Origin of the sequence: Exiguobacterium sp. HVEsp1 (assembly GCF_002009685.1) — a bacterium.
In the GTDB taxonomy this organism is placed as follows: domain Bacteria; phylum Bacillota; class Bacilli; order Exiguobacteriales; family Exiguobacteriaceae; genus Exiguobacterium; species Exiguobacterium profundum.
On the sequence record NZ_KV917367.1, the window covers coordinates 2,731,631 to 2,757,226 of the forward strand.

The 25,596-nt window shown below is 47.4% G+C and carries 35 protein-coding genes and 1 riboswitch; of the genes, 10 read left to right on the plus strand and 25 right to left on the minus strand.

Annotation, left to right across the window (positions count from 1 at the left end; all coding sequences use genetic code 11):
• Positions 1-29 precede the first annotated feature (29 nt).
• From BV910_RS13930 to tenA, 5 genes are read right to left on the minus strand one after another with little or no spacing between them, the layout of a single operon-like run.
• Positions 30-668, minus strand: a complete 639-nt coding sequence (locus BV910_RS13930; RefSeq protein WP_078147808.1) for an SDR family oxidoreductase — start codon at positions 666-668, stop codon at positions 30-32.
• Between the two features lie 24 nt (positions 669-692).
• Positions 693-1,334 carry a thiamine phosphate synthase gene (thiE, locus tag BV910_RS13935; protein ID WP_078147809.1) on the minus strand — a complete coding sequence of 214 codons (642 nt, stop codon included), beginning with the start codon at positions 1,332-1,334 and terminating at the stop codon, positions 693-695.
• Positions 1,303-2,142 (minus strand): bifunctional hydroxymethylpyrimidine kinase/phosphomethylpyrimidine kinase, encoded by an 840-nt coding sequence (gene thiD / locus BV910_RS13940; protein ID WP_078147810.1) that lies wholly within the window; start codon positions 2,140-2,142, stop codon positions 1,303-1,305. Before thiD ends, thiE begins: the two co-directional genes overlap by 32 nt.
• The gene (thiM, locus tag BV910_RS13945) at positions 2,139-2,930 is read right to left on the minus strand and encodes a hydroxyethylthiazole kinase (RefSeq protein WP_078147811.1); all 792 of its coding nucleotides are present in this window, start codon (positions 2,928-2,930) and stop codon (positions 2,139-2,141) included. The genes thiD and thiM overlap by 4 nt, the downstream gene beginning before the upstream one ends.
• Positions 2,927-3,601 carry a thiaminase II gene (gene tenA, locus BV910_RS13950; protein WP_078147812.1) on the minus strand — a complete coding sequence of 225 codons (675 nt, stop codon included), beginning with the start codon at positions 3,599-3,601 and terminating at the stop codon, positions 2,927-2,929. The genes thiM and tenA overlap by 4 nt, the downstream gene beginning before the upstream one ends.
• A 91-nt stretch (positions 3,602-3,692) precedes the next feature.
• Positions 3,693-3,797, minus strand: a riboswitch (TPP riboswitch).
• 127 nt (positions 3,798-3,924) lie between these two features.
• Here tenA and BV910_RS13955 point away from each other — a divergent pair.
• Positions 3,925-4,329, plus strand: coding sequence for an ion channel (locus BV910_RS13955; RefSeq protein ID WP_240499863.1), 405 nt, complete (start codon positions 3,925-3,927; stop codon positions 4,327-4,329).
• 7 nt (positions 4,330-4,336) lie between these two features.
• Here BV910_RS13955 and BV910_RS14860 read toward each other — a convergent pair whose 3' ends face one another.
• Genes BV910_RS14860 through BV910_RS13965 form a run of 3 tightly spaced genes read right to left on the minus strand, consistent with a single transcriptional unit; the run spans position 4,337 to position 5,966 of the window.
• A complete protein-coding gene (locus BV910_RS14860) occupies positions 4,337-4,489 on the minus strand; it encodes a hypothetical protein (RefSeq protein WP_012727577.1) in 153 nt (50 codons plus the stop codon).
• A gap of 50 nt (positions 4,490-4,539) precedes the next feature.
• Positions 4,540-5,367: an aminoglycoside 6-adenylyltransferase gene (locus tag BV910_RS13960; protein ID WP_078147814.1), complete on the minus strand. Its 828-nt coding sequence runs from the start codon at positions 5,365-5,367 to the stop codon at positions 4,540-4,542.
• The gene (locus BV910_RS13965; RefSeq protein WP_031421956.1) at positions 5,364-5,966 is read right to left on the minus strand and encodes a pentapeptide repeat-containing protein; all 603 of its coding nucleotides are present in this window, start codon (positions 5,964-5,966) and stop codon (positions 5,364-5,366) included. Before BV910_RS13965 ends, BV910_RS13960 begins: the two co-directional genes overlap by 4 nt.
• A gap of 55 nt (positions 5,967-6,021) precedes the next feature.
• On the opposite strand from BV910_RS13965, the gene BV910_RS13970 reads away from it, so the two are divergent.
• Positions 6,022-6,471 (plus strand): NUDIX hydrolase, encoded by a 450-nt coding sequence (locus tag BV910_RS13970; RefSeq protein WP_078147815.1) that lies wholly within the window; start codon positions 6,022-6,024, stop codon positions 6,469-6,471.
• On the opposite strand, the gene BV910_RS13975 is transcribed toward BV910_RS13970, so the two are convergent.
• Positions 6,450-7,151 (minus strand): YjjG family noncanonical pyrimidine nucleotidase, encoded by a 702-nt coding sequence (locus tag BV910_RS13975; RefSeq protein WP_078147816.1) that lies wholly within the window; start codon positions 7,149-7,151, stop codon positions 6,450-6,452. The genes BV910_RS13970 and BV910_RS13975 overlap by 22 nt on opposite strands.
• A gap of 571 nt (positions 7,152-7,722) precedes the next feature.
• Here BV910_RS13975 and BV910_RS13985 point away from each other — a divergent pair.
• Complete coding sequence (locus BV910_RS13985; protein WP_078147818.1) at positions 7,723-9,180, plus strand: aldehyde dehydrogenase family protein; 1,458 nt, start codon at positions 7,723-7,725, stop codon at positions 9,178-9,180.
• A gap of 37 nt (positions 9,181-9,217) precedes the next feature.
• Here BV910_RS13985 and BV910_RS13990 read toward each other — a convergent pair whose 3' ends face one another.
• From BV910_RS13990 to BV910_RS14005, 4 genes are all read right to left on the minus strand, one after another.
• Positions 9,218-9,556: a zinc ribbon domain-containing protein YjdM gene (locus BV910_RS13990; RefSeq protein WP_078147819.1), complete on the minus strand. Its 339-nt coding sequence runs from the start codon at positions 9,554-9,556 to the stop codon at positions 9,218-9,220.
• A gap of 66 nt (positions 9,557-9,622) precedes the next feature.
• Positions 9,623-10,135: a GNAT family N-acetyltransferase gene (locus BV910_RS13995; RefSeq protein WP_078147820.1), complete on the minus strand. Its 513-nt coding sequence runs from the start codon at positions 10,133-10,135 to the stop codon at positions 9,623-9,625.
• A gap of 92 nt (positions 10,136-10,227) precedes the next feature.
• Complete coding sequence (locus BV910_RS14000) at positions 10,228-10,557, minus strand: four-helix bundle copper-binding protein (RefSeq protein WP_012727586.1); 330 nt, start codon at positions 10,555-10,557, stop codon at positions 10,228-10,230.
• Between the two features lie 78 nt (positions 10,558-10,635).
• A complete protein-coding gene (locus tag BV910_RS14005; protein WP_078147821.1) occupies positions 10,636-11,247 on the minus strand; it encodes a protein kinase family protein in 612 nt (203 codons plus the stop codon).
• Between the two features lie 148 nt (positions 11,248-11,395).
• Here BV910_RS14005 and BV910_RS14010 point away from each other — a divergent pair, with 148 nt between their 5' ends.
• The 3 genes from BV910_RS14010 to BV910_RS14020 all read left to right on the plus strand — a co-directional run bounded on the left by BV910_RS14010 (position 11,396) and on the right by BV910_RS14020 (position 14,807).
• Positions 11,396-12,292 (plus strand): aldo/keto reductase, encoded by an 897-nt coding sequence (locus tag BV910_RS14010; RefSeq protein ID WP_078147822.1) that lies wholly within the window; start codon positions 11,396-11,398, stop codon positions 12,290-12,292.
• A 286-nt stretch (positions 12,293-12,578) separates the two neighbouring features.
• Positions 12,579-13,844: a hypothetical protein gene (locus BV910_RS14015; RefSeq protein WP_078147823.1), complete on the plus strand. Its 1,266-nt coding sequence runs from the start codon at positions 12,579-12,581 to the stop codon at positions 13,842-13,844.
• Positions 13,845-13,949: 105 nt separating this feature from the next.
• Positions 13,950-14,807, plus strand: a complete 858-nt coding sequence (locus BV910_RS14020) for a pirin family protein (protein ID WP_078147824.1) — start codon at positions 13,950-13,952, stop codon at positions 14,805-14,807.
• Positions 14,808-14,846: 39 nt separating this feature from the next.
• Here BV910_RS14020 and BV910_RS14025 read toward each other — a convergent pair whose 3' ends face one another.
• From BV910_RS14025 to BV910_RS14040, 4 genes are read right to left on the minus strand one after another with little or no spacing between them, the layout of a single operon-like run.
• Positions 14,847-15,149: a hypothetical protein gene (locus tag BV910_RS14025; RefSeq protein ID WP_012727591.1), complete on the minus strand. Its 303-nt coding sequence runs from the start codon at positions 15,147-15,149 to the stop codon at positions 14,847-14,849.
• A gap of 4 nt (positions 15,150-15,153) precedes the next feature.
• The gene (locus BV910_RS14030; protein WP_168169880.1) at positions 15,154-15,627 is read right to left on the minus strand and encodes a GNAT family N-acetyltransferase; all 474 of its coding nucleotides are present in this window, start codon (positions 15,625-15,627) and stop codon (positions 15,154-15,156) included.
• A gap of 2 nt (positions 15,628-15,629) precedes the next feature.
• Complete coding sequence (locus BV910_RS14035; RefSeq protein ID WP_078147826.1) at positions 15,630-15,926, minus strand: hypothetical protein; 297 nt, start codon at positions 15,924-15,926, stop codon at positions 15,630-15,632.
• Between the two features lie 57 nt (positions 15,927-15,983).
• Positions 15,984-16,508, minus strand: a complete 525-nt coding sequence (locus BV910_RS14040) for a GrpB family protein (protein WP_078147827.1) — start codon at positions 16,506-16,508, stop codon at positions 15,984-15,986.
• A 152-nt stretch (positions 16,509-16,660) separates the two neighbouring features.
• Here BV910_RS14040 and BV910_RS14045 point away from each other — a divergent pair, with 152 nt between their 5' ends.
• Positions 16,661-17,206: a TraR/DksA C4-type zinc finger protein gene (locus tag BV910_RS14045; RefSeq protein WP_078147954.1), complete on the plus strand. Its 546-nt coding sequence runs from the start codon at positions 16,661-16,663 to the stop codon at positions 17,204-17,206.
• Between the two features lie 44 nt (positions 17,207-17,250).
• On the opposite strand, the gene BV910_RS14050 is transcribed toward BV910_RS14045, so the two are convergent.
• Positions 17,251-18,234, minus strand: coding sequence for a M23 family metallopeptidase (locus BV910_RS14050; RefSeq protein WP_078147828.1), 984 nt, complete (start codon positions 18,232-18,234; stop codon positions 17,251-17,253).
• A 348-nt stretch (positions 18,235-18,582) separates the two neighbouring features.
• On the minus strand, positions 18,583-19,371 hold the full coding sequence (locus tag BV910_RS14055) for a GNAT family N-acetyltransferase (RefSeq protein WP_078147829.1): 789 nt from the start codon (positions 19,369-19,371) through the stop codon (positions 18,583-18,585).
• A gap of 50 nt (positions 19,372-19,421) precedes the next feature.
• Between BV910_RS14055 and BV910_RS14060 the strand changes: the two genes are divergently transcribed.
• Positions 19,422-19,886 (plus strand): GNAT family N-acetyltransferase, encoded by a 465-nt coding sequence (locus BV910_RS14060; RefSeq protein WP_078147830.1) that lies wholly within the window; start codon positions 19,422-19,424, stop codon positions 19,884-19,886.
• On the opposite strand, the gene BV910_RS14065 is transcribed toward BV910_RS14060, so the two are convergent.
• The 3 genes from BV910_RS14065 to BV910_RS14075 are packed head-to-tail and all read right to left on the minus strand — an operon-like array spanning position 19,875 to position 21,838.
• Entirely contained in the window at positions 19,875-20,465 is a 591-nt protein-coding gene (locus BV910_RS14065) for an NUDIX hydrolase (protein ID WP_078147831.1), read from the minus strand. The two genes, BV910_RS14060 and BV910_RS14065, sit on opposite strands and share 12 nt — an antisense overlap.
• On the minus strand, positions 20,462-21,475 hold the full coding sequence (locus BV910_RS14070) for a S66 family peptidase (protein WP_240499864.1): 1,014 nt from the start codon (positions 21,473-21,475) through the stop codon (positions 20,462-20,464). The genes BV910_RS14065 and BV910_RS14070 overlap by 4 nt, the downstream gene beginning before the upstream one ends.
• Positions 21,476-21,529: 54 nt before the next feature.
• Positions 21,530-21,838 carry a hypothetical protein gene (locus BV910_RS14075; RefSeq protein ID WP_078147832.1) on the minus strand — a complete coding sequence of 103 codons (309 nt, stop codon included), beginning with the start codon at positions 21,836-21,838 and terminating at the stop codon, positions 21,530-21,532.
• 142 nt (positions 21,839-21,980) lie between these two features.
• On the opposite strand from BV910_RS14075, the gene BV910_RS14080 reads away from it, so the two are divergent.
• Complete coding sequence (locus BV910_RS14080) at positions 21,981-22,295, plus strand: hypothetical protein (protein ID WP_078147833.1); 315 nt, start codon at positions 21,981-21,983, stop codon at positions 22,293-22,295.
• Positions 22,296-22,368: 73 nt separating this feature from the next.
• Positions 22,369-23,154 carry an SDR family oxidoreductase gene (locus BV910_RS14085; protein ID WP_078147834.1) on the plus strand — a complete coding sequence of 262 codons (786 nt, stop codon included), beginning with the start codon at positions 22,369-22,371 and terminating at the stop codon, positions 23,152-23,154.
• Positions 23,155-23,189: 35 nt separating this feature from the next.
• Here the strand turns inward: BV910_RS14085 and BV910_RS14090 are convergent, their stop codons facing one another.
• The 3 genes from BV910_RS14090 to BV910_RS14100 are packed head-to-tail and all read right to left on the minus strand — an operon-like array spanning position 23,190 to position 25,590.
• Positions 23,190-23,984, minus strand: a complete 795-nt coding sequence (locus BV910_RS14090; protein ID WP_078147835.1) for a GNAT family N-acetyltransferase — start codon at positions 23,982-23,984, stop codon at positions 23,190-23,192.
• Positions 23,985-24,028: 44 nt separating this feature from the next.
• On the minus strand, positions 24,029-24,526 hold the full coding sequence (locus BV910_RS14095) for an NUDIX hydrolase (protein WP_078147836.1): 498 nt from the start codon (positions 24,524-24,526) through the stop codon (positions 24,029-24,031).
• Positions 24,523-25,590: a saccharopine dehydrogenase family protein gene (locus tag BV910_RS14100; RefSeq protein ID WP_078147837.1), complete on the minus strand. Its 1,068-nt coding sequence runs from the start codon at positions 25,588-25,590 to the stop codon at positions 24,523-24,525. The genes BV910_RS14095 and BV910_RS14100 overlap by 4 nt, the downstream gene beginning before the upstream one ends.
• Positions 25,591-25,596: the final 6 nt, after the last annotated feature.

Consider the following 25,596-nt stretch of genomic DNA (forward strand, 5'->3'; position numbering starts at 1 on the left):
TTTCTCATCCCGTTTTTGATGTCACACACTTATAGCGTTTCTTCGATTGGGGTATCCCCTTTGATCAAATCAATTGCTTTGTTCTGCACGTTTGAATGGTTATGAAGGACATGCACCAAGAATGATGCGACGTCTTCGCGTGGAATCTCTCCACTTCCCTCGAATTTCGTGTTCACTTTGCCCGTTCCCGCATCATCTGTCAATGCACCCGGACGAACAATCGTGTACGTGAGTCCACTCTGTTCGAGTAAACGATCTGCATGATGCTTCGCTACGTAGTACGGCTTCATCGAATCTGGCCAAGCTGAGCGATCCTCCGCTTTCAAGGCACTGACCATGACGAAGTGTTTGATGTTCCCGTTCGCTTGTGCTGCTTCGATACTCTTCGCTGCACCGTCTAGGTCGATCAAGAGTGTCTTGTCTGCTCCAGTACTTCCACCAGAACCTGCCGCGAATACGATAACATCCATTCCATCAATCGCTTTTTGCAAATCATCTACTGAACCTTCGAGGTCACCGAGTACCGCATTGTACCCTTTTGACTTAAAATCCTCGAGTTGTTCTTCTTTACGCACCATCGCCGTGACGTGATGCTTTCCTTCCTTGTGTAACTTCTCCACCAATTGATGGCCAATTTGACCGTTTGCACCGATTACAAATACGTTCATCTGTCTTCCTCCTCAAAAATGAATTCAGAGACAAGCGAAACGCCGGGTAGCCGTTGCTACATCCGGTGCAGAAGCAATGGCAGAAATGACGGCAACGCCGTCTGCCCCGTCACGAATGATTGAAGGCACATGCTCTGGACGAATACCTCCGATCCCCACAATCGGAAGCAGTGGATAGTGATGGCGAACTTGTTGAATCAGTTCCGTGCCACGCACATGTCCTGCATCCAGTTTACTTTGCGTCTCATGAATCGGACCGATGCCGACATAATCTGCAAATGGAAGAGCCGTTCTGACTTCCTCCATCGTATGGACAGACACCCCCAACCATTTATCTGGTCCTAGCCGTTCTCGAACCTGTTTGGCAGGTAAGTCGTCTTGTCCGACGTGAACGCCATCCGCGTCAATCGCGAGCGCCAAGTCGACGTCGTCATTGATGATGAACGGAACACCCGTTTCTCGACACAGACGTTGGAGCGTCCTTGCCATTGCTTCTTTTTCATCTCCATACAATGAATCTTTACCTTTTTCGCGAAATTGAAAACATGTCACACCACATCGAAGAGCCGTTTTGACGGTCGCTACCAAATCAGATGTGTCCGTCGTTCCACACACAAAGTAAAGGCGAAGCTGCTTAGCGAGCGCTTGTTTCGTACATGACGTCAACGGTAATCACCTCTTCTTTCGCTAATCGATGTCCCCAATGATTCGTCGGTCCATGCCCCTGTCCAAGCGTTAGTCCATGTGCAATCGCCTGATGAATAAACTGCTTCGCATCTACGACGGCTTGGCGTAGTGTCTTCCCATACGCTAGTTCGGCCGTCAATGCGGCAGAGAACGTACATCCCGTCCCGTGCGTATCTTTCGTTTGGATTCGAGGTGCTTTTACACAGAACGTTTCAGTCTCGCTCATAATCAAATCAACGGCTTCCACATCATCCGTATGCCCACCTTTGATAATGACGGTATCGACACCAAGTGCTCGAATCGCCTGTGCGGCTTTCATACGGTCTGCCTCGGTTCGAATTTCCATTCCTGCCAGCACTTCTGCTTCAGGAATATTTGGGGTCACGATGGTCGCCTGTGGTAGCAGCTTCGTGCGCAGTGCTTCGACTGCACTAACTTGCAACAAGGAAGCGCCACCTTTCGCCACCATGACCGGATCGACTACTACATGTTCGAAATGATATCGTTCGAGCCCCTTCGCTACCGCTTCAATTCGTTCAGCGTCCACCAACATCCCGGTTTTACAGGCGGTGATGTTAAAATCATCCGCTACCGCTTCAATTTGTCGGATAATCATTTCCGTGGAAATCGCCTCGATTCCATGGACCCCAAGTGTGTTTTGAGCGGTAATCGCAGTCAACACACTCGTCCCAAACACACCGAGCTCTTGAAACGTTTTAAGATCGGCTTGAATACCGGCCCCTCCTCCTGAGTCAGATCCTGCAATCGTCAATACTTGCGGTCTCATGATGTCGACACCTCAATTCGATTCGTCGGAATGGTATGCTGTGCCAATTGATGGAGCGCATTTAAAAAGTGAATCGGGAAGTCTCCCGGTCCTTCCGCCCGTTCACTCGCCAACTCACCGCAATAGGCGTAGCCTGACATGGCGGTCACCGTCGCTTTAAGGGTGTTCTTTTCGACTGCTAAGCAAGCCCCTACCACTGCACTAAGTAAACATCCTGTACCGGTCGTCTCGGTCATGCGTTTCGTCCCGCCATGTATTTCCATAACGACGTTCCCGTCGCTTACCATATCTTCTTTTCCAGTCACGGCCACGACACATCCGTATCGTCTCGCTGCTTCAAGCGCCAATTGTCGAGGCTCGCATGCACCGTCACCAGCATCGACACCACGAGCCGCCCAATCGACGCCAATCAATGTCGCAATCTCTCCTGCATTCCCTCGAATGACCGATACACGAACATGACGCAAAATGCGTTCGACCACATCTCGTCGAAATGACGTCGCTCCGACACCGACCGGGTCGAGTATAATCGGGCATCCCGCTTCGTTCGCAGCCTGACCTGCGCGAATCATCGTCGCTTCCGTCATCGTTCCAAGTGTACCGATGTTAAGTACGAGCGCATCGCTCACGAATGTCATCTCCGCTACTTCTTCGATTGCATCCGCCATGACAGGAGAGGCGCCGATGGCGAGCAATCCATTCGCCGAAAAGTTCGCCACGACCGTGTTCGTGATATTGTGAATCAATGGCGCCTGCTGTCGAATCTCATTCCAAATCTCATGTCTCATTGGTTGACCTCCTGCGACAATGACCACGACTCAAGCGTCCAAGCCATTTCCCAAAAAGCGACTTCGTAATAGCAACTCTTCAAGAATAGTTTCGTATAGCGCACGCGCTCTTCTTCTGTCGCTTGACCAGCCAGTTCATCCAACCGATCAATTTGCTCTTCCACCAGCTCACGGAACCACTCCGAACCATACGTCGCAATCCAAGCCGAATAAATCGGATGATCAGGACGCTTGTCTTTAAGACGTTCTCCAATCTCGTAATACACCCAATAACACGGAAGGATTGACGCCAATACGTCCCCGAGAGTCGGTCCTGCCTGTTGCATATGAAGGGCATATGCATAAGCGGTCGGTGCTGGCTCAAATGTCGCCAATTCGACATCCGTCACGTTGAGCATCGTAAAGAACTCTCGATGAAGGGAGAGTTCCGCCTCAATCGTGTGTAGCGCATGCGTCAAAAAGCGGCTCGATAGTTCCATCGTCGGAGCGAGGGTTGCCCCTTTGGCCTGCACTTTTGAAAACTGATTCAAATAGTATGAGTCTTGCATGACGTAATGTCTGAATTTCTTCTCATCGAGCGTCCCTTCTCCGAGTGAACAAACAAATGGGTGATGAAAGCTTGCCTCAAACAATCCATCCGCCTCTTGACGTAAGTGATCTGTAAATTTCATAATAACTCCCCCTTATAAACTGATAAAAAAGACGCCGCCTCCCATAACGGAAGCGGCGTCTCGAACAGTCATATCTAGGTAAAAGCCATATGAGTCGTATCGCCCACTTCCCTACGCTAGCGTGAACTAGATCAGGTTCGAAGGGTCTGGACCATGTCCATCTCAGCCGCGTGACGCGACTCCCCTAGTGGCAAACATTATGAAATTCAGTCGTCTTCGACCACATTCTATCAATCTTTTCATCAATTGCAAACCTTTTCTGATTCTGTTTTTCATTCATCGCTTAGGGAATGGATAAATGAACTCATTTACATGAAAAGGATGTGTCCGGATTGAATACGATTTTATTGACGATTGCCTTACTCTTCATCAGTTTGAACGTGTTTTGGTTTTTCAAACGTAAAACGTACAAGCAAACAGGATTTGACGGGAGATTGTTCGCTCAGTTGTTCGTCAGCCTACTTGGTGTCATGTTAGGATTCACATTGATTTATTATGCTTTGTCTCGTGATTCAGTCATTCTTGTGACTTCACTCGAATCCATGAATGCCGTTGAACCGACTTGGGAAAACCTCCTGTATTTCAGCGGGGTCACTTTATTATCAATCGGATTTGGTGATTTGTTGCCGATTGGTTTGACCCGATTATTCGCCATCATCGAAGGCGCCATCGGTATTTTGTTACCGAGTGCCTTCTTCATCAAATCGATGTATCGAAAAGACAAGTGAACATGTCCTAGCGCCCCGTGATGAGTAAGAACATATTAAATGCGACGAGACCAAGGGGAAGCATCGCAACCAAAATGATTGGCCATTTCTTTAAACGAATGCCGACAAAGAGGACAAGACTTCCGACTAGAAGAGCAATAAATGTCGTATATGGGTTCATGAAAAAACGCTCCTTTCTCTATAAGGAGCGTTTCCCGGCTCTCGGCCTCATTAATCGTTCGAATGTCGAAGTGTAGCACATGCGGCACGGACGCGTCTGGCTTCTTCTTCCCGGAAGACGAAATCACCTTGTTCCGCGACACGCTGCGCGCAAAAGAAGAAGAGTGATTGCAGGCGGTCATGTGTGTCTTCAATGGCACTCAACTCAGCTGAAGCGTATGTTGCCGTGAGCATCTCCCATAACTCTTCTGGCAAATGGTCGCGGATCCCGTCACCGGACTTCCCGAGATTCACGGAGAATTCCGTCGCATAGCCAATGTTCCACTCCATCATCTGACGGAGCATATTCCGCATGATGTCGAGGTGGTCGAGCGCGTATAACACCTGGTGTCGCTTGATTCCTTTGACAACATAAAGTGACACCCACCAAAACTCATTCCAACATGCCGCATACTCGTCAGCAGACGGACGTTTCACACGATACGACATGTCTGACGGCGTGACGACTGGATGATGATCTCGGTCGAAGATAATTTGACTGAGCGAGTCGGCTTCGAGCATGGTTTCAAGTTGATCCACACTCCGAATCGTCAAATCAATCCGATGTCCGTCTACATATTGCACTAAAAACGTTACATGTCGTCCGGAATCAGCCGTATCAGGTGTCTGCATGATTAATACCTCTCCAAACGTGTCAATCCATGAGCGATCGGCCGCAACCGCTCGGACGTCTTCCACATAAAAGGCAAGGTCGACATCCTGGTACGGGTCTGGTCGGATGTTCGGATTGACGAGTGAGCCGTTCAAGACGACCGTTCGAATGTGCTCGCGTTCTTTTGCGAACGCAGTCAACTGCTCAATGATTTGTTCTGGTTTCATTCTACAATCGCCCCCAATGAGCGCGCGACTTGAATCGCCTGCATCGCGTCTAGTTTTGTTTGTTGTAACGTCACGTTCGAAAAATCAACCCCGTCGACGAGTGCCCCTCTGAAGTCGGCACCACGGCACACCGCATGTTGAAGTGTCGCCCGTGACAAGTCCGCCTGATGCCAGACCGTCTCGGTCAAGTCCGTTCCGTATAGGTCCGCTTCGACTAAGCGTACATGGGACCAATCCATTTTTTTGAGCGACACGTGACGAAGGTTGACGAACGACCAGTCCCCTTCCGTTACAAGGACACCTTCAAACTGACTTTCTTCAAAGGAAGACCCGGTCATTTTACATTGTTCAAACTCACTCGTGAACAAATTGGCACCATGGAATTGACAGTTCAAAAATGAACTCCCAACATGACGGGACGCATTCCATTTTGAATCCGTGAAGTCGCAGTTGATGAACTGACAGCGTTCCGTCTGTAGTTCCGTCGCATCAACGTATGTGAAGCGACAGTTCTCGAACGTAACGTGTGACAACACTTCGTCACGGAGTGTCACGTCACGAAAATCTTCATCTCGATATTGCGTATGTGGTTGAAACATATGATCCCTCCTTCAGGTATACTAGAACAGATTACAATGATTGGAAGTGATATAGATGGATCTCGTATTTCCTACTGAACACGGCGTTTTCAATTACCGCGTTGCCGGTATTTTTGTGAAAGACGGTCACGTATTGATTCACCGAAACGTCCGGGATGACTTTTGGGCATTACCCGGCGGTCGCGTCACGCTCGGTGAAGAGGCCGCAACCGCCCTCGCACGCGAGTTACATGAAGAATTGAACATGCGTGTGACCGATACCACGTTCGCCTTCGTGCACGAGAACTTGTTTACCTATAATGACCAGCCGTTTCATGAGATTGGACTGTACTTTTATGTAGACGGTGACCTCCCGCTCCAAGACGGAGACTTCTATGGACCCGAAGGAGATCACCTGATTTATCGTTGGCAAAAGCTTGACCGTCTTCAAGACGTCACGCTCTATCCGGAAGTACTTGCTCAACTACCAAATCGCTTGCCAGCTCATTCACTCAATCCGGCTTGAACGTAGAGAAGCGATTTCAACTCGTTTAAATGTCGAATCTCATACGTTGACTCAATCGTCGCGGCGACTTCGTTCGGATTGAACCAGCACGTATCCAAACCATACATCCGCCCACCGGCGATGTCTGCCGTGACCGAGTCACCGATAATCAAACCTTTCTCTGGCGCTACATTCGGGATTCGGTCGAAGACGTAGTCGAAAAACGGTTTCATTGGTTTTTGCGAGCCGGTCGCATCCGATACGAAGACATCTTGGAAGTAAGGCAATAGTCCAGATGACTCTAACCGTTTGAATTGCGTCTCCGTCACACCGTTTGTGACGATATAGAGCGGATAATCGTTGCTCAGCTTTCGCACGACCTCCAAAGCACCATCAATCATGTGTACGCCTGCATGTAAATAGTCTCGATATTGCTGTTCGACATATGGTCCATCGACCGTGAGACCGAGCGAATCGAACAGTTTCGTATGACGACCGATGAGCACTTCTTCCCGGTCCACTTCGCCGCGCTCAAACGCACGCCACAGGCCCGTGTTGATGTCGACATAGCGCGACTTCACCTCATCCGTCATCCGGACATTGTAGGATGCAAGTAACTGTTCCAAGGCGACATGTTCACTTTGTTTAAAATCTAGTAGCGTGTCATCAATATCAAATAAAATCGCTTCATAACGTTTCATATTTCTTTCTAACCCCTCTCTTCGTCTAACTGTACAGGAAGTAGAAACGAACATCAAAAAAGGGAGATATGACGTATCCCCCTCTCAATGTCTATTAGATGACTGGTTTGATTTTTGAGCTCCATAATTAATCAATATCACAAGTACCCCAATCAATATCGCGACCGACCACATATGAACAATCCCCATTAGATTTAACGGCTTGAAGAAGTATCCCCAATCGTTCTCAAACAAGTAGGCAAAATAAACCGACACACCATATGATCCAAGCAAGGAAGCTAATACAAAGCGTATTCGTAAATGTCTCAAAGATTGCTTCGTTACCCACCAAATGACAATCGGTACAATTAAATATCCAAATGGAAAACCCCAAACATAATCCATTGCCGCCACAAAAAACGCCCAAGGCACGAAGAGGAATAAACTCACACAGAAAGTTTTCATCGTCTGCTCCTAAATTTGTTGAATTTATTTGATTCAAGTTTACCAAATCCAAAACATTGACATGTTTATTTTTCTAAAACAAGTGAATACTTCTTATGGTGAAGAAAAAATAAAGGAGTGTTCAAATATGCATACAGATTTTACGAACATGTACATCAATGGTGAGTGGGTAAATGGCTCAAGCGAGAAGTCGATTGACAACGTTAATCCATTCTCGAACGAGACTCTCTTCTCGATTCAATCAGCGGATGAAGAGGACTTGAATCGTGCTTATGAAGCAGCAAAAGCGTCTCAGTCGGACTGGGCCGACATGCTTCCACAAGCACGCCGTGAATTGATTGAGAAGTTTGCCCAGCTGACGATGGACAACAAAGACTTTATCGTCGATTGGCTCGTGAAAGAGTCCGGTAGTACACGCATCAAAGCAGAGAGTGAGTTCGCCGCATCAATGGCCATCATCAAAGAAGCCGCGACATTCCCTTTCCGTATGGATGGGCTCATCAAACCATCGATTGTGCCGAATAAAGAGAACCGGGTATATCGCAAACCACTTGGGGTCATCGGCATCATCAGCCCATGGAACTTCCCATTCCACTTGGCTGTCCGTTCAATCGTGACAGCTCTTGCAACCGGAAATACGGTCGTCGTCAAACCGGCCACTGCGACACCGGTCACGGGTGGTCTCCTATTCGCATCCCTCTTCGAAGAAGCAGGACTTCCAAAAGGTGTGCTCAACGTTGTCGTCGGACGAGGGTCTGAAATCGGGGACGCCATCGTCGAACACCCAATCCCGCGCCTCATCTCGTTCACAGGTTCGACCGAGGTCGGTCAAGGGATTGCAGAAAAGGCAGGTCGTTTGTTGAAGAAAACAGCACTTGAACTCGGTGGGAATAACGTGTTTGTCGTTCTCGATGATGCCGACCTCGACCGTGCCGTCGAATCAGCCGTCTACAGCAAGTTCTTCCACCAAGGACAAATCTGTATGTCGACGAACCGAATCCTCGTCGCCGAATCGATTCATGACGAGTTCGTGAATCGTTATGTCGAGCGCGTTAAACAGTTGAAAGCAGGTAACCCGAATGAAAAAGATACGCAAGTCGGCCCGCTCATCGACCACGATCAAGTCGATCGCATCTTAGACCAAATCGAGAAAACGGTTGATGCCGGTGCGACCGTTCATACTGGCGGGACAGCGGACGGCAACGTCCTCGAACCGACCGTCCTCAGTGGCGTCACGAATGACATGCCGCTCGCGAAAAACGAAATATTCGGTCCTGTCGCGGTCATCCTTTCGTTTAAAGATGACGAAGAGGCTGTCCGTCTTTCGAACGAATTACCGTACGGATTGAGCGGTGCCGTCCATGGCTCGGTTTACCGTGCAACCAATTTTGCACGAAAAGTCGAAACTGGCATGATTCACGTCAACGATCAGTCGGTCAACGATGAACCGCACATGCCGTTCGGAGGCGAGAAAAACTCTGGCCTCGGACGCTTCAACGGTGAATGGGTACTCGAAGAGTTCACGACGCTTCAATGGGTGTCCGTCATGCATGAACGTCGCGAGTACAAACCGTTCTTCTCGTAATACAAAAAGTGTTTCGGCAACTCGCCGAAACACTTTTTTAGATTTTCTTCACGAACTCCGACTTCAGTTTCATCGCACCAAGTCCCTCGATTTTACAGTCGATGTCATGGTCACCTTCCACGAGTCGAATCCCCTTCACTTTCGTTCCTTGTTTGACGACAAGCGAGGTCCCTTTCACTTTTAAATCCTTAATCACGGTGACGGTATCTCCGTCTTGAAGCGGATTTCCGTTCGCATCTTTGATTTGTGACGCCGCTTCCGCTTCTGCCGCCTCACGCGGTGACCATTCATATGCACATTCCGGGCATACGAGCAACGGACCATCCTCGTACACATAAGATGATTGGCATTTAGGGCAATTCGGGTACTCAGTCATTCCATTTCCTCCATTCGATTCACTCGTTCCAGTATATCGTATGGTGGCTCCATCTTTCTAGACCGTTCACTCTTCCGTAGGCGATGCAGGACCTTCTAAATCAAGTTGATAAAACGATAAATCGAGCCATTTGCCGAATTTATATCCGGCATTTCGAATCGTACCGGAATGAACGAATCCAACTTTTTCATGCGCACGGATACTCGTCACGTTCGATGCGTCGATTCCACCAATCACCGTTTTCACTCCTCTCACTTCGGCGATACGGATGATTTCTTTTAACAGTTTGTTACCAATGCCTTTCCCGCGGTAACCGGGATGCACGTAGACTGAATGCTCGACCGTATAATGGTACGCTGGCCACGGACGGAATGGCCCGAACGTCGCAAACCCCATGACGACGTCATCCTCGACCCATACGATGATTGGACAATCTTGTTCTTTCTTCTCCTCATACCATGCCACTCGATTCTCGAGTGTCACCGGTTGATAGTGATAGACGGCCGTACTGTTTACAATCGCATCATTGTAAATATGTAAAATCATTTGAAGATCATCTCGTCGACAATTGCGAATCATCCCCATACCACCTTTTCGTTTTTTTCATTATACGAATCCCCTCTTCAAAAGACACGAAAAAAGTGACCGGTCCCATCAACCGGTCACTCAAATCATGCGGCTAAGCGGTCACACATCGAGGCGCATTCAGTACAAACTCTTGCGCATTCTTGGCAATGTGCGTGCTTATGTTTCCCGCACTCCTGTGCGCATGCTTTACAGATGACCGCACACGCTCGCGCGAGTTCAGGAACGAATGCCGAGTCACGCGTCATCGCCTCGGCAAGAAACGCACAGGCAGCGGCACATTCGCGGTCGAGTCGGATACAATCGACCATCATCTGAACATCTTTTTCTTCTAAACAAGATTCCAGGCAGTAGTTGCACGTTTCTACACATTCGTGGAGCATTTCAAGTTCGTTCGCATAAATCCGGTGAGCCATACATCATTCCCCTTTCGCTTCCTCAACTTTAGACACATTACTCCTGTTCCCTAATAAGCGAAAGAAAAACGACCCGGTTCAAGAATCCGGGTCGTTCACGAACTTACGATACAAGTAAGCGATTCGATTCAGCAGTGACTCATCATATTGTTTCGGCATGAAACGATAGCGATACAATCGATACATCCGCTTCAAGTCTTCCCACTGATGATCGATTTGTTGCCCTTGTCTGAAACGTGCCAAATCAATCAAGAAAATCTGCCCGTTCGGTGTCAAAATGATATTACGCAAGTGAACATCCGATGGCGTTAGTCCTAATAACCGTGCTTGTCGAAGCGCTTCATCCACTACCTCGATGTAAGAAGGGTCAATCCAGACGCCTTCCGTCAGACACTCAAATAGCGTCTTTCCTTCGATGTAATCCATAACGATATATGACGGACCAGAATCATAGCACTTCGGAAAGTAAGGGAGTCCCTTTAGTTTTTTATAGATTGCTGCTTCTTCGGTTGCGATTTGTTCATAGCCTGGAAAGAACACTTTAATGACACGATTCTTCTCCTTTAAACGAAACACGGCCGCACTTCGTCCAATTCCATGTAATCGAAGATCTGGGTGCATCGCGGCTACCTGAAACGAGTCACCCACCCGCTCGAAGGTGACGTCCGCATATTGTTCATAGTCACTCATCTGTCACGCCTCTTTCCTATTTCTCTTCTCTCTCATCATAGCGCATACAAGCTCATTTGACGCCAAAACTGCTCGAGTAGGTGACAAGTGACGTCTTTTCTCGTAAGACGTATAATGAAGAGCGACTGACAACCAAGGAGGAGTTACTATGCAACGCATCGCTTTGACAGAAGAATTATCATTCTCACGCATCGTCCATGGAATGTGGCGTCTCGCTGATTGGGACATGACCCCACAGGAACGCCTCACGTTTATCGAACAATGTCTCGAACTTGGCATCACGACATTCGACCATGCAGACATTTATGGCGGTTACACATGTGAAGGTTTATTTGGAGAAGCCTTAAAGTTAAAGCCTGAACTCCGAGATCAAATGGAGATCGTCACAAAGACAGGAATTAAATTGACGGGGTCATTCAACCCAGGTCAAACACTCAATTATTACGATACGACAAAAGAGCATATCATCGCGCAAGCAGAGCGTTCGTTAAAAGAGTTGGCCATTGACCACATTGATACATTACTCATCCACCGTCCAGATCCGCTGATGAATCCGGATGAAGTTGCCGAAGCCTTCATCACCTTGCGCGATAGTGGTAAAGTACGTGAATTCGGTGTATCTAACCATGTTCCGGCTACACAGAACTTGCTTCAATCTCGCCTTCCATTCCAACTTGTGACGAATCAACTCGAACTCTCTCCGATGCAATTGAAACATTTTGAGGATGGATCGGTCGATTTGTGTCACGAAAAACGAATGCCACTTATGGCTTGGAGTCCACTAGCCGGTGGTCAACTCTTCAAAGATGAACAGTATGCACCCCTTCGTGAAAAACTCGAGGAAATTCGTGCACGTCACAATGCAAGCGGAATTGATTCGATTGTGTATGCATGGCTCGTCAAACACCCTGCGAACATTATGCCGATTATCGGATCCGGAAAAATCGAGCGCGTTCAGACAGGAGTCGACGCCCTTCAAATCGACCTCACTCGTGAAGAATGGTTCGAAATTTTGAAGGCGGCACGCGGTCGAGATGTTGATTGAAGGAAACTTCATCAAATAAATCCCAGTGAATTATAAAGTGATAATTTAGAAGAATAATCGGCTTTTTTCAATGTCTCGTAATATCAACGTTTTTTCGTCAAAAATCGACATACAAAAAAAGTTAAAAAGTAAAAATAAGTCATAAATGGTTTTATACCCCGTCCAGTTCAAGTTGGACGGTTTTTTTGATTTTTTTTCGAAATAACAAATTAATTTTCCTAAGACTAAAGTCACAAAAAATTGGTGCTAGAATGGTGAAAGTGATTCATCGAAGGAGAGTACCGATGTGAAAAAGTACCTGATTTTCAGTACCCTCGTCATCCTGTTTTTCTTATTCGGATGCGAGGAAGAACGCGCACTCCGACTCCAACCCGCTCCTGAATATTATCAAGGACGTGCCCTGTTACCAAACGGACAACAAATTGAAATGCCCGAATCGGATCGTGCAGCGATTATCGAGTTATGTCAGCCTGACAACGCGATTCAAAGAATTCCAAGTGGTGAAAGACATTGGCTCGGGACGGTCACATTGAACCAACCGTTGACTAATGCCGCCACCGAATCTTCTTTTCCAACCGCAACTTTTTTCACTGTCGAAGATAAATCATATGTCCAATGTCAACTCGATTCCGTCACATATGCCACCGAAATTAACACGCTTCCTGAAAGTTTAAACGATGTTCAATATACGGCTGAACCTTATCCGGATGTTCCGAAATTCCGATTTGCTGAGCCCCATGAATATGAGCATTTCGCACAAGAGATGAAAAAGCCGATAGGTAATGAGCCCTATCCAGAAAGAAAAGGGATCGAGCATACACTTTTCCATATCACGATGCCTTTCAGTGGTGAATTTGAACTGACCTTTACATCGTCCGAAGCCAAAGACCGCCTCGTCATTCCTGTCGAATCAACAAGGCATCCCTATTTGTCACTCGGGCTCGGGACAGAAAAGTCTGATGAGGTGTTACAATACGCGATTTATACGAGCCGAGATCAAAATGACTATCAAGAAGTATTGCGACCGAAAGAAGCGCATATTTCACAAATGTTCGGAGCCAAAACAGCTCCGCAACTCCCTTCGGTTCTTGTACCGGGTCATGAGTATCCACTCTACAGTTTTACGTTCATGAAAAACGGAACGGCCCATCGTCAGAACGTCTCCTTGACGTATCATGAACCCAAGTTGTTGTATGGAAAAGAATTGAGTGAACAAATTCACGACAAATTAAGTAGTCAACGTCATGTCATTTTTCATGACTTGGCACTCCTTGGAACGGAATCAAAAGATGCCTCCTTCCTACAACATGTCGGTCAAGATGAAATGGAATTTATTTTTGGCGCCATCAAACGAGCTAACGCGACCGCCTATGCAGGCAAGACCGCTTCCACACCTTATGTGACCCTATTTCAAGGGATATGCGCCCAAACGTTTGATGTTAGCTATGATGGTGCAGATGTGTACGTGACCAATTCAGAGACAGGCGCCCATTTTAAGCTACTACGTGAGGATGCCATCAAGTGGTATAACCTGTTTGAACAAAACACTTAATCTGACAGATGCGAATGCGTCTGTCTTTTTGCATATTCATGAAGCAAATATAGTACGATGAGACATATTTTTTGGGAAGATAGGAAGAGAAAGGAGTGAATCTTTGTGACAAATCCATTTATACGTGACGTGAACCATCATTGGCGCGTCTCCTATCGACAAAACGGGTATCCCCATGTGCAACAGGGCTGGGTGTTACCTCCAGAACAAAAAGAGGAGTTCGATCCATTTATTTTGATGGCAGAAGACTGGTTCAAGCGTGGGACGTTTTCGGACCATCCCCATCGTGGGTTTCAAACAATCACGTATGTCATCGATGGTCGTCTAGAACATATTGATAATCATGGGGGACATTCGATTTTGGACGCCGGTGATGTTCAGTATATGAACGCCGGATGGGCCGCTAGACACGCCGAAGAAGCGGTCGACGATGATTTGATCCATACGCTGCAGCTCTGGTTGAATTTGCCGAAGTCATTAAAAACAACAACCACTTCCTATCAGAACGTATACGTCGAGGACGCACCCCTCGTTCCTTTCGACGGCGGGCAGCTTCGTGTCTATTCCGGCGAAATCGCGGGTGTAAAAGGGCCGATGGAAAGTCTCGTCCCCATCACGATGACAGAAATAACGCTGAAAGAAGGTGGCGAATACGAACACATCTTGCCTGCGAATCATAACAGCTTTTTGTACGTACTCGCTGGTTCAATTGAAGTTGGGTCTTCCAAAATCCCGCTCAGTAAAACTGATGTGGCGACACTGACGTTCGATGAAACATCTGAAGCGATGAGCACACTTCAACTGAAGGCCACGACGCGTACACGGGTGCTCATCTATTCCGGAAAACCGATTCGCGAAGACTATATTGCGCATGGTCCATTCGTGATGAACACGGAAGAAGAAATCCGCCAAGCTTTCCGCGATTATCATAGCGGCGGGTTCGGGCCCCCAGCCGTCAAATAAACAAAGGGAGCCTCTCGACTAGAGAGCTCCCTTTTCTGATTATGATCGATCTGGTTGTAGGACCGTCTGTTGTGTTGGAACATGACCGATCGGGACAGTCCGTTCGACGAGAACGTAACGCTTGCCCTCCACTTCAAACTTGCGGTCGCCAAGGTAGTGAGCGCTCTTTCCATCTTCGTATAGTTTCGACAAGATAGCAGGTACGTACTCTTCTAGTTTTGTATAGTGCTCATCGAGGGTCATGACGATATTGCCACCCTTATATCCGAGCCAGTAACTATAAAAGAACCAACCTAACGACAGAACTCCGAGAATTCCTAATCCAATTGTGAGTAATTCCATCATGTTATTCCTCCAATTTTTTCATAACAATCTGACGTTTTGGGGTGAACCCGATTTCGCCATAAAACGAGGCGGCATCCGTATTACTCATCCAGTAATCTAGTTCAATCGATCTGAATTGGTGGTCAAGCGCCCATTGCTCCATCCATTCCATCACACGTCGACCGTAACCGTTCCGTTGATACATGGGGTCGATACTGATGTGATGAACATACACCACGCGAACAGCTTGACGAAACGCGTTCGCCTCACCCACTTTCTCTTCGAACCATATGTAACCGATTGGAGTTGCTTCAAGCTGCATCACCATATAGTGATGGCCGGGTCTTCCAATCAGTGTCGAAAAGGCTTCGTACATCTTCTCTTCCTCATACTCCGCAAAAAAGGTCGGATTCATATGGACGTGATGCTCATGGATGGAACGATTCAACCGTGCGATGAGACGGGCATCAATCGTAGGGATAAATGTGATCTCCATCATCAGGTATAGTTTGAATGGTTTCGATCTTCGTTTACACCGTGCGGTTTTTCAGTTCCGCGCAACGTATGCTCACTCGAAGCCTCCGTTCCTTTCCCATTTAGGCGACGTTGAAGCGGACGGGCCAAAAAGTAACCAATCAAGAGCGAACTAGGTAAGACGAGAAAAAATGTACCGAGCAATGTCAACATGTACCCTTTGTCCGAGTCTCCGGCAATCGCGCGGAGGACAAAGAACAGACCGACGAAAACAAGTGCGGCCAAAGCATATTCCACACATTTCCCGAGAAATCGTTTCACACGACATCTCCCCCTTCAAGGTTTGATGTATTATACGACCATTTCCATAAAAAGGTTTCACACGTCTTGATTTTCTTTATACCACTTCGTCGCCAACCGTTCCGTCTCGATGACCCAGTCATGCTTTCCTTTAATGTATCCTTCCATGTCTTCTGGGTGCTGTGCCGCAAGTTGAAGCTTCAGCTCACCATACGCATCGCGAACGTCAGGATAAGCTCGCAAGTAATCCCGGAAGGCAAGGTGTCTTATGACATCCGGATTCCCTTCTTCAAACACATGCACGTGAACCGTCCGTTCTTCTTCTCCTTTACGGAAATAGCGACGCTTCGGAATCCCATATTCACCAAGTCCACGGTACCCGAGTGCCTCCATCCGCTCCGTGTAGTCATCGACTCGTTCGATGTCCCGTACGACCGGCATCATGTCGATGATTGGTTTTGCAGCCAATCCTTCGACCGATGTACTTCCAATATGATGGATCGCGACAAGCTCCTCTTCGAATAACCGACTCAATTTACCAGCCTCTTCTTCAAACTTTTGATTCCATTCTGGATTGTATTTCACTACTTCGACTTTTCTCATGATTCGTTCCTCCTTTTTTAAAAGAACTCTTTATTCTCATCATACCCTTTCTAAACATCGCTCGACATGAGGGATTCCACTTCAAATGGTTTGTACACAAATAAAATGGGAAACCTTATATTAATGACTTGAGAACTGGAGAGTGAATGGATATGTTGACTGAAGAACAAATCGAAACGTTTAAAAAACGATTATTGAAAGAAAAAGCAAAAACCGAAGGATACATGGATAATCGGGAAGAGACATATGATGAAGGAGAGCTCTCTCATTACGACAACCACCCTGCCGACTCGGGCGAAGAGCTCTTTTTACGAGAGCGAGACCAAGCCCTTAATGAGCTCGATGAAGAGTTCTTGAGTGACGTCGATAAGGCGCTATTAGCCATTCAGAATGGGACATATGGACAATGTGAGGTGTGTGGGAAAGACATTGAACTAGACCGTCTGGAAGTCATTCCAGAAGCCACCCTTTGCATCGAACACGCCCGGGCACAAGAAGAGGAAGAACACGCGCATGAAGTCGATCGACCGGTTGAAGAAGACGTGTTGAACCCTAATGAGACAGCTCGACGCAAAGAGTTAGACGGAACGGATCAACCTGGTCAAAAAACGGACGCCTTCTCCCAAGTAGAAGACTACGGAAGCTCAGATACGATTGCCGACAGCGAAGGCAACCACGATCCGACGCGCGAACAGTAAAAGATGCCCTGACCTCATTCGAGAGGCTCAGGGCATCTGTCTGCTTAAAACGTGGCTTTTACCGGAGAAGCACCACCGAGGCGCTCCGCCAGTTTCATCGGGTCGACGGCATTCCCAGCTGAACTAGCCGAGAAATTGTAGTCCCCTTTATAAATCTCAAAGTGTAAGTGCGGACCTGACGAGTTGCCCGTGTTTCCGATTTGACCGATCGGTTCGCCTTGGCGTACTGACTGACCTGTCTTGACATCCACTTTGTGCAAGTGTGCATACACGGTCGTCCATTTTTGACCGTCTACGTTGTGTTCGATTTGTATGTGGTTTCCATAAGGTCCACTGGAGCTGACTTTTGTCACTTTTCCAGCTTCCGCGGCGTATACAGGTGTACCTGTTTTGGCAGCAATATCGAGACCATTATGGAATGTGTATCCGAACTGTCCACTCGCCGAACCGAACCCTTGAGAGAGGCGACCTTCCGCCGGCATTAAAAACCGATCGGGTGCCATCGCTTCATACCGTTTCTTTAAATCACTCAACTGATTCGTTTGTTTCTTATATTGTTTCGACTTTTCGTCATATGACGCTTTCACGTCTTGACGTGTCGCTTCAATTTGCTCTTGTTCTTCTTTCAGTTGCTCCAATGCTTCATTTGCTTGGTTTTTCTTTTCAACAAGCTCTTGATGTGCTTCTTCCGCTTCAGCGGCTTCCGCTTTCGCACTCGGCAACACCGAAGAAACGACTTTTGCGAAGAGCGACTGTTCTGCAGGAATGAGTGACTCCTCCACTTCTTCTAATTCTTTAGAAGTTCCTTCAATTTTATCTCGCAATGCCTCCGCCTTATGGTCGACTTGCTTCAACTTCGTTTGAATGGCGTGAATGGATTGTTTCGTATCTTTAACCTGCTGCTCCGTTTGTTGCAATGACTTTTCCGTTTGAACGAGGTCTTGCGGGGACATGTTGTCGGCAGATGCGATTTGTCCTTGGAATAAGAGAACACCAACACCCGCTGTCATGATGAGTTGTTTCCACATATATATAATAAACCCTCCAAATTAATACATTCATGAGCTTCAAAAAAGCTACATGTGCGAATATACCACTGGGGGTTAAAAAATTCAATATATGAAGTTTTTCATTTTCATGTCATACATGACAGCATGATGTGATATTTTCAAGTGTCACTTCACAAGGATTTCACTAGCGTTTTTTTGTATAGTATCCCACCCAGACGATACCACCGATGGAAAGGAGTGTTACACTCACACTAACTACTAGTATACCTCGCGACAGGTCGGGTGAAAGATTTGTTGTCAGCGCAATCAGGGTCGCGGTATTTCCACTAATCAGCGCAATGATACAGATGACCAACAACCGCTTCATCAAGCGTCCTTCACCATTTCAAATTGGGCAATCTCGTCTTGGACAAATCCCAATCGTCGTGCCGCTTCGACCCATTCAGGACGGTCTGATGTCAACGTGACATGAAGTGGCGATCGGCTCGCGGCCGCCCGCAATAGCCATTCCGCTTCTTCTGCTTGTCCAAAAACATCGAGCAAGACGTGATCGCGGTATAACAAAAATCCTATTCGATTCCCTTCTACGACTTTCACTAACTCAGCAGCTTGTTGGGTCACGCGCACATCGCGTTGCCAAATCGGAACGTGACTCGCCGCCGGATACAACTCATCAAATAACGTTTGAATCGGTTCATACGTCATGTCTGCGTTCGTTTCTAATGACACCGCTTGGAAGTAGAGAATTTCTCGAGTCGTTTCGTAACCTAGTCGTTCATAGAGAGACACTGCCGCATCATTGCCTTGAATGACTTCGAGTAAACGAGTGCCTACTGCCGCCTCTTCAAATCGTTTCATCAATTCGGTCGCGACTCCTGCTTTTCGGACATGTGGGGCGACAGCAAGCCCACCACAACGTGTCTGCCATCCTGAATCAAGATGTGCAATCCCGGTTAACACGACACCGACAGGTTCTTCACCATCATAGGCTACAATGGAACGGGACGGCTGATTTTGATCACGAACAAGAAAAACATCTTCGAAAGTCTGCTCATCAAATTGAAACGGAATAATATAATCAGAAAAACCGCTCATAAACGCGCGGTATAAATCTTGTAATGGTGGATTTTGACGGTATGTAAACTGTGTCGACATATAATTCTCCTTTCTGAATGAAAATCAATAAAGCCCGAAGGAGACTCCTTATGAAAATTACGCTCGAATATCGAAATGATACGCATCAATCGATTCTCAATACGTTCGTACTACCGACGGACCAAGAAAAGTATACGACCCTGCCCAAAGACATGGATGATCCATTACCTGATGGCGTTCATCCGATTGTCATCGTCGCATCGAAACCAGTCGGGATGTTCTTACTGCATGACAACGAACGCGTCATTTCCTATACGACCGAGTCGAATGCTTTGCTCTTCTCCGCCTTTGCTATTAACTATGAGGACCAAGGGAAAGGCTACGCTAAAGCGGCACTCCAAGCACTTCCGCAGTTCGTAAAGCAACATTTCCCTCACATTCGTGAAATCGTCCTGTCGGTCAATCTGAAAAACAAAGCCGCTTTCTCCCTTTATACGAACGTTGGGTGGAGCGATACCGGACGTCGAATCGGTGGACCGATTGGCGAACAACGTATTCTTTCCTTAACGATTTGAGGCATCCATTCGTGTCAAACTCTCAAATACGTTTTGCCAGTAAATCTGACGATGCGGAACTAAATCGGCTTGCGTGATTTGAACAAGATGATTCGTCATCAGTGAGCGTCCCTCAATCGTGCACATGCGTCCTGCTGTGATCGACATCAGTTCATTTCTTTGAACAGCTACGACATCCATCACTTCCTGGTCGTCAAACCGAAGTGTTTCATCTTGATAGACGTAGCCGTACGTATGTGCAAACTCGCGATCAAGAAACTCGTCCAGTTCAATCACGTCTTCAAAGATTCCCATAAAGGTGAGTTGTTCGAACGTCAATGACAGTCCGAGCTCTTCTTCAATTTCACGAACGCCATTCGCTGTTGTCTCATCTGTTGCGAGGTGTCCCGCTGCCGTAATATCATATTTCCCGGGAAAATCCTGTTTATCCATGCTCCTCCGCTGAAGATAAATGAGGTCTTCTTTCCAGAACCAGCAGTGGAACGTCTCATGCCAATCCTCGTCAAGATGAACTTGATTTCGCTCCTTCTCCCCTATTTTCCGGTAATTCTCGTCAAAAATAGTGAGGTGCTCCTTCATTCCGACACCCCATCTTCTAAAAATCGGATAATCCCATTCGTCGTATCTAACTCAACTTGAATGCCAATCGGGAAAACGTGTGATGGAAACGTGTGACCGATATCGACATTCGTCAAAATCGGAAAATCTTTTTCTCCGATGATTTCAAGCAACAAGTCGTTGAATGAGAAGGGAGCTGATTGATCTTGAAAATGCTCATGCTTCCCGATAATCAGACCCGAAATCTCATCAAACACACCCGCCAGCTTCAGCATACTAAGCGAACGTTCTTCTTCAGCCATCGTCTTAAACGAGTCTTCTAGGAATAGAATCGCACCTTTCAAATCGGGATAATAATCCGACTTGAAGAACCCAGACATCGTGTTCAGATTCCCGCCAATCAACGTTCCTTTTGCCTTTCCATCCTTCAGAGAAATCCATCCTTCATTCGGTTGGAACGTCTTGATACGTTGTTGCGTCGACCAATCGAGCATCTCTTCCGTCCATTCATCAGGGATATGTAACTGAAACGGAGCCGTTCGTTCTAAACAGAGGATGTCTTTGACATATTGCTCCCCCGTCTCGAACATCCCTCCGTATTCACCGAATGAGGGGACGATTGCCGGACCGTAAAATGTGACGACGTCCGTTTTGGCATAACAGGCCATCAAGATTGCCGTGACATCACTATATCCCATGATGATTTTAGGATGACGTCGGAGTTGTTCATAATCGATATATGGTAACACCGAGTTCGAATTTGTTCCACCAATTGTACTGATGATCGCTTTCACTTCAGGATCATGTAAAAATGCGTTCAATTCGTCAGCACGATCCCGAATGGACGAGGACCGATATCCTTCTGTTTTATATGTACACGTGCCCTCTTTCACCTTGAATCCCATCCGCTTGAGCTGTTCAACCCCACGTTGGTAACGCCCCTCAAACTGAACAGGTGCCGGAAAAGAAGGCGTAATGATCCCTATCGTATCCCCCACTTGCAACTTTGGCGGTTTAATTATGATCCCCACTCCCTCGTAACATCATTATGACCGCATTATACCTTAGGAGTGGTAAGTCATGCTTCAAAATAAATCAGGGTCTTCCGATAACGTTCTCACTTTTCGAACTTTCGCCGGGCGTCCTGTCCATCCGAGTGCCACAAAGAAAAATGCACCTGCGAGTACACCAAATAAAGCGGTCAACCCTACTTGAATCCCCACAAATCCATACTGTTCTCCCAGTTTCACGAGGAAGAGCGGTGCGAACAGGCAAGTCATACTGAGTGAAAAAAGACCTCCCCATACCCGTCGCTTTGCATTACCAATGGTGAACCAACCGAACCCGATCCATACACAAGCAACCAATCCTAGCGCACTAACCATCATCCACATGCCCACACCTCACCTTTTCGTTTTCCTTTCTATTCCCCATTTTTCTTGTGATTCCTACTATTTTTTCAAGTAATGAGAGAATTTCCGGGTAAAGGTAAATTAGACAAGATGCGAAACGGGACAACAAAGGAGTGAGGTGTGCATGCGTTCACGATTAACCTTTGCCTTAATCTTTCTCGGTCTTTTTTTAGTCGCCGTTTATTGGATGAGCACGTGGAATGACAATATGGTCGAAGGACAGATTGAACGAATCGATATCCCCCAAATATTGATTGAATCTACCGAATCCTCTAAAGAAGTCACATTGCGTGTCATCTTAATCAATGACCAAACCGAAGTCACCGGCATCGTCAATAGCGTACAAGGGTTACAGAGCGGCCAACTGGTGACAATCGAGGTCATCCCGACGGATTCGAACTTGAACATCGCACGCACCATCGAAGTCACCGCTCCATGATTTTTTGAAATGAAGCGTAACTTTTCCAGAACTGTGGAATATGAGAACAGAATCATAAAAAGGAGTGATCGGATTGATTTCAAATAAATTACTATCTGGAAAAGTAGCGTTTGTGACCGGGGCAGCCTCCGGAATCGGACGTGCCGCGGTCATCCGCTTCGTTCAAGCCGGAGCAAAAGTCGCCATTGTCGATTTGAATGAAGAAGATGCGATGCGTCTCGCAAGCCTTGTCGGGGAAGAACGCGCTATCGGCATCAGTGCAGATGTGTCGGATGAATCCGCAATGAAAGAGGCCTACGAACGGACAATGGAACGATTTGGTCAACTCGATATCGTCTTCGCGAACGCCGGTCGAAACGGGACCATCACACCGATTGAACATTTATCATTGGATGATTGGAATGGCGTGGTGGAGACGAACCTCACTGGAACCTTTTTGACCGTCAAACATGCTATTCCTCATTTGAAAGAGAATGGCGGGAGTATCATTATCACTTCATCGATCAACGGGAACCGCTATTTTAAAAATTTCGGATTCAGTGGCTACGCGACGACAAAAGCAGGTCAAACCGGCTTTGCGAAAATGGCTGCTGCGGAACTCGCTCAATTCGGGATTCGTGTCAATTCTATCTGTCCCGGGGCCATCGATACGAATATTGACGATTCGACCAATCGAGACGATGCGTTGCTCGAAGAAATTGTCATTCCAATCGAATATCCACTTGGGAATCAACCGCTTGCCGGAAAATCGGGCTCCGCGAAACAAGTCGCCGATGTCGTCTTATTTTTCGCGAGCAACATGTCGAGCCACGTCACGGGCTCTGAAGTATACGTCGATGGGGCTGAATCGCTCTTGTAATCGAAAAGCAGGTCACCTCACCCGAGGCGACCTGCTTATTTAAGGATTGGACTTTTCATGACCGCTTTTTGATAGAACGGCTGAAACCCAAGCCGCTCCATGTTGCGACCGGATGCCGAATCGACCTTCGTCGTGACCGTCAACAGATTGCATCCAAGTGCTTTCGCTTCGGCAATTCGTTCCAAAATAAGTTGTGTCTGGTACCCTTTTTGCCGATACGTCGGAACGGTGCTCGTCAGAAACAATTCTCCAATCCCGTCTTGCGTGGCTAAAATCCCACCCGCTACGACAGCATCCTCTTCTCGCACGAGATAAGCATGATTACTCGGTAGTGCGTAAAAGCCTTTGGCTGTATCGACCGTCTCTTGAAGGATTGTGCCCGACTCGGCGAATCCAGCCGCAATGGCGTATGCCCACTCATGGAGTGTCTCATCCTTCACTTTTTCGACCTGGGTCGGTACAGATGTGGAGGCATGCTGTGTCAAATCCAACGTCCATACGTCCAAAAAATGATCGAGCGTGTAGTTACGTTCTTGCAATAAGCGGAGCAAGGAATCTTCCGCTAATGGGCAAACTTCAATATGTAAACGTGATACGTTCTTCCCACGCACCCATTTTTCCATTTGATGCAGGTCGTAAAAGCTTGTCGGCCGATTCAATCCGAATCCGACCGCAAAACTCATATTTCCCATTTTGAACACGTGCCCTTTTCCTTCTACGTGTAGTTCCGCACCTTCATAGGGAGGGGTTTGTTTACGATATCGAATGTAAGCAGACGTCCCCTCTGCTTTGATGCGTTCGATACGCCTTGCCAATTCTAAACGATTCACGCTGTTCCCTCCCTTATATATTCTATGTTGAGTGTAGCACATGTTCACGGTCGAATGAGATGACCGTATTGAATCAGCCGTTCCCGGACTGAAGGGACGAGTTCTACACACTCAAGGACCGTCTCCCACTCTTGTAATGTCACATCGACGACTTCATCTACTTGCAGTAATAGTTGTTCGAGGTCAATCGGTTTCTCGCACACGAGACAATACATATCCAAGAAATATGTGCCCCGCTCAATCGTTGTCACGAACCGGAGTTGCTCAGGCAATACATATAGTCCTAACTCTTCTCTTAGCTCACGGACCGCACCTTGTCGACTCGTTTCCCCAGCCAAAATCGAGCCGCCCGTCCCTTCCCACAGAAGCGGATACGTCTTATCCGGATGACGCTTCGACAGCAATAATCTCCCATCTGGATTGAACGTGAACACTTCGATGACCGTGTGAAACGTATGCGGCTCTAATTCATCCCCACGAAAGTGCGTTCGACCGAGCGGTTGCCGGTTTTCGTCGAGTAAATCCCATACTTCTCGATTCATGGACGAATCTCATCAATCACGAACGAAGAGGAACCTTGAATCTCTTCGATAAAGTGAGATCCGAATAGCATGGCTGGTGTAAAGCTTCCGGCAAGCATCCCACCCGAACCGAGCAACCGCTTGACGACGGCGAGCGCCCCGTAAACAGTGAAGGCATACGTACTTGCCGTTTGAATACGGACGACTACTTTTCGTCCTTCCTCATTCGTTGCTTCGCCCCATACGTACGTCGATGATTTTTCACGTACAGCCTCGTCTGGTCCCGATACGTTTTCGTCGACATAACGGAGCAAGCGTTCCTGCACGGCCTCTTTTCCGAGAATCGGGCTGAACCATGACAAAGCGCGAGCAGCATAGGCGGCCGCTGTCGGTACAGGAACCCAAGTCGTAATATTTGGAATGTCCGTCGTGTAGTAGGCGGTCGAAACGTCTCCCCACGGAATCGCAATGGCGGTACGGCTTCCGCGACCAAAATCAATCGTTCTCCGCTTTGCCCCAATTGGAAATGATGATAATTTGCCGTTCACACGTTCCACACTACTCGACCCTAGTCCACGAACGGCCGTCTTCATGGTTCCTGGTGAGATGCCGGCTGCCGCCGAAAAGCCAAGAGCGAGTGTTGTCGCATCCGGTATCAACTCTTTTAATTTCCGCGCGACACAGTCGGTCGGAATGACATCAAATCCGACACCCGAGCATAAAATCACACCACGTTCTTTGGCTTGAGCAGCTCGCTGTTTAGAATGGACATATTCAAACACTTCGATTTCCCCGGTAATATCTAAGTAATGTGTACCTGTCTCTAGACATGCCTCGATCATCACTTGGCTCGTATCCGTGAAAGGACCTGCACAATGAAGGACTAAATCTACATCGTGAAGCGCCTCGATTGCGGCTTCACGACTCAATGCGAAAATCGATGTTTCGCAACCCAGTTCATCTCCTAGGCGATGAATCGCTCTTGCGTTTCGTCCGGCAAGAACCGGACGCATTCCGTCACGAGCGGCTTGTCGTGCAATCAGCTCACCCGTATAGCCATTCGCCCCATAAATCATCCATCTCATTTTTAC

Bases quoted from the DNA above. Each gene is read 5' to 3' on its own strand.
- BV910_RS13930 (WP_078147808.1), bottom strand. From the start codon at position 668: ATGAACGTATTTGTAATCGGTGCAAACGGTCAAATTGGCCATCAATTG.
- thiD (WP_078147810.1), bottom strand. From the start codon at position 2,142: ATGAGACCGCAAGTATTGACGATTGCAGGATCTGACTCAGGAGGAGGG.
- thiM (WP_078147811.1), bottom strand. From the start codon at position 2,930: ATGAGACATGAGATTTGGAATGAGATTCGACAGCAGGCGCCATTGATT.
- tenA (WP_078147812.1), bottom strand. From the start codon at position 3,601: ATGAAATTTACAGATCACTTACGTCAAGAGGCGGATGGATTGTTTGAG.
- BV910_RS14860 (WP_012727577.1), bottom strand. From the start codon at position 4,489: ATGAACCCATATACGACATTTATTGCTCTTCTAGTCGGAAGTCTTGTC.
- BV910_RS13960 (WP_078147814.1), bottom strand. From the start codon at position 5,367: ATGAAACCAGAACAAATCATTGAGCAGTTGACTGCGTTCGCAAAAGAA.
- BV910_RS13965 (WP_031421956.1), bottom strand. From the start codon at position 5,966: ATGTTTCAACCACATACGCAATATCGAGATGAAGATTTTCGTGACGTG.
- BV910_RS13970 (WP_078147815.1), top strand. From the start codon at position 6,022: ATGGATCTCGTATTTCCTACTGAACACGGCGTTTTCAATTACCGCGTT.
- BV910_RS13975 (WP_078147816.1), bottom strand. From the start codon at position 7,151: ATGAAACGTTATGAAGCGATTTTATTTGATATTGATGACACGCTACTA.
- BV910_RS13985 (WP_078147818.1), top strand. From the start codon at position 7,723: ATGCATACAGATTTTACGAACATGTACATCAATGGTGAGTGGGTAAAT.
- BV910_RS13990 (WP_078147819.1), bottom strand. From the start codon at position 9,556: ATGACTGAGTACCCGAATTGCCCTAAATGCCAATCATCTTATGTGTAC.
- BV910_RS13995 (WP_078147820.1), bottom strand. From the start codon at position 10,135: ATGATTCGCAATTGTCGACGAGATGATCTTCAAATGATTTTACATATT.
- BV910_RS14000 (WP_012727586.1), bottom strand. From the start codon at position 10,557: ATGGCTCACCGGATTTATGCGAACGAACTTGAAATGCTCCACGAATGT.
- BV910_RS14005 (WP_078147821.1), bottom strand. From the start codon at position 11,247: ATGAGTGACTATGAACAATATGCGGACGTCACCTTCGAGCGGGTGGGT.
- BV910_RS14010 (WP_078147822.1), top strand. From the start codon at position 11,396: ATGCAACGCATCGCTTTGACAGAAGAATTATCATTCTCACGCATCGTC.
- BV910_RS14025 (WP_012727591.1), bottom strand. From the start codon at position 15,149: ATGGAATTACTCACAATTGGATTAGGAATTCTCGGAGTTCTGTCGTTA.
- BV910_RS14030 (WP_168169880.1), bottom strand. From the start codon at position 15,627: ATGGAGATCACATTTATCCCTACGATTGATGCCCGTCTCATCGCACGG.
- BV910_RS14040 (WP_078147827.1), bottom strand. From the start codon at position 16,508: ATGAGAAAAGTCGAAGTAGTGAAATACAATCCAGAATGGAATCAAAAG.
- BV910_RS14045 (WP_078147954.1), top strand. From the start codon at position 16,661: ATGTTGACTGAAGAACAAATCGAAACGTTTAAAAAACGATTATTGAAA.
- BV910_RS14050 (WP_078147828.1), bottom strand. From the start codon at position 18,234: ATGTGGAAACAACTCATCATGACAGCGGGTGTTGGTGTTCTCTTATTC.
- BV910_RS14055 (WP_078147829.1), bottom strand. From the start codon at position 19,371: ATGTCGACACAGTTTACATACCGTCAAAATCCACCATTACAAGATTTA.
- BV910_RS14060 (WP_078147830.1), top strand. From the start codon at position 19,422: ATGAAAATTACGCTCGAATATCGAAATGATACGCATCAATCGATTCTC.
- BV910_RS14065 (WP_078147831.1), bottom strand. From the start codon at position 20,465: ATGAAGGAGCACCTCACTATTTTTGACGAGAATTACCGGAAAATAGGG.
- BV910_RS14075 (WP_078147832.1), bottom strand. From the start codon at position 21,838: ATGTGGATGATGGTTAGTGCGCTAGGATTGGTTGCTTGTGTATGGATC.
- BV910_RS14080 (WP_078147833.1), top strand. From the start codon at position 21,981: ATGCGTTCACGATTAACCTTTGCCTTAATCTTTCTCGGTCTTTTTTTA.
- BV910_RS14095 (WP_078147836.1), bottom strand. From the start codon at position 24,526: ATGAATCGAGAAGTATGGGATTTACTCGACGAAAACCGGCAACCGCTC.
- BV910_RS14100 (WP_078147837.1), bottom strand. From the start codon at position 25,590: ATGAGATGGATGATTTATGGGGCGAATGGCTATACGGGTGAGCTGATT.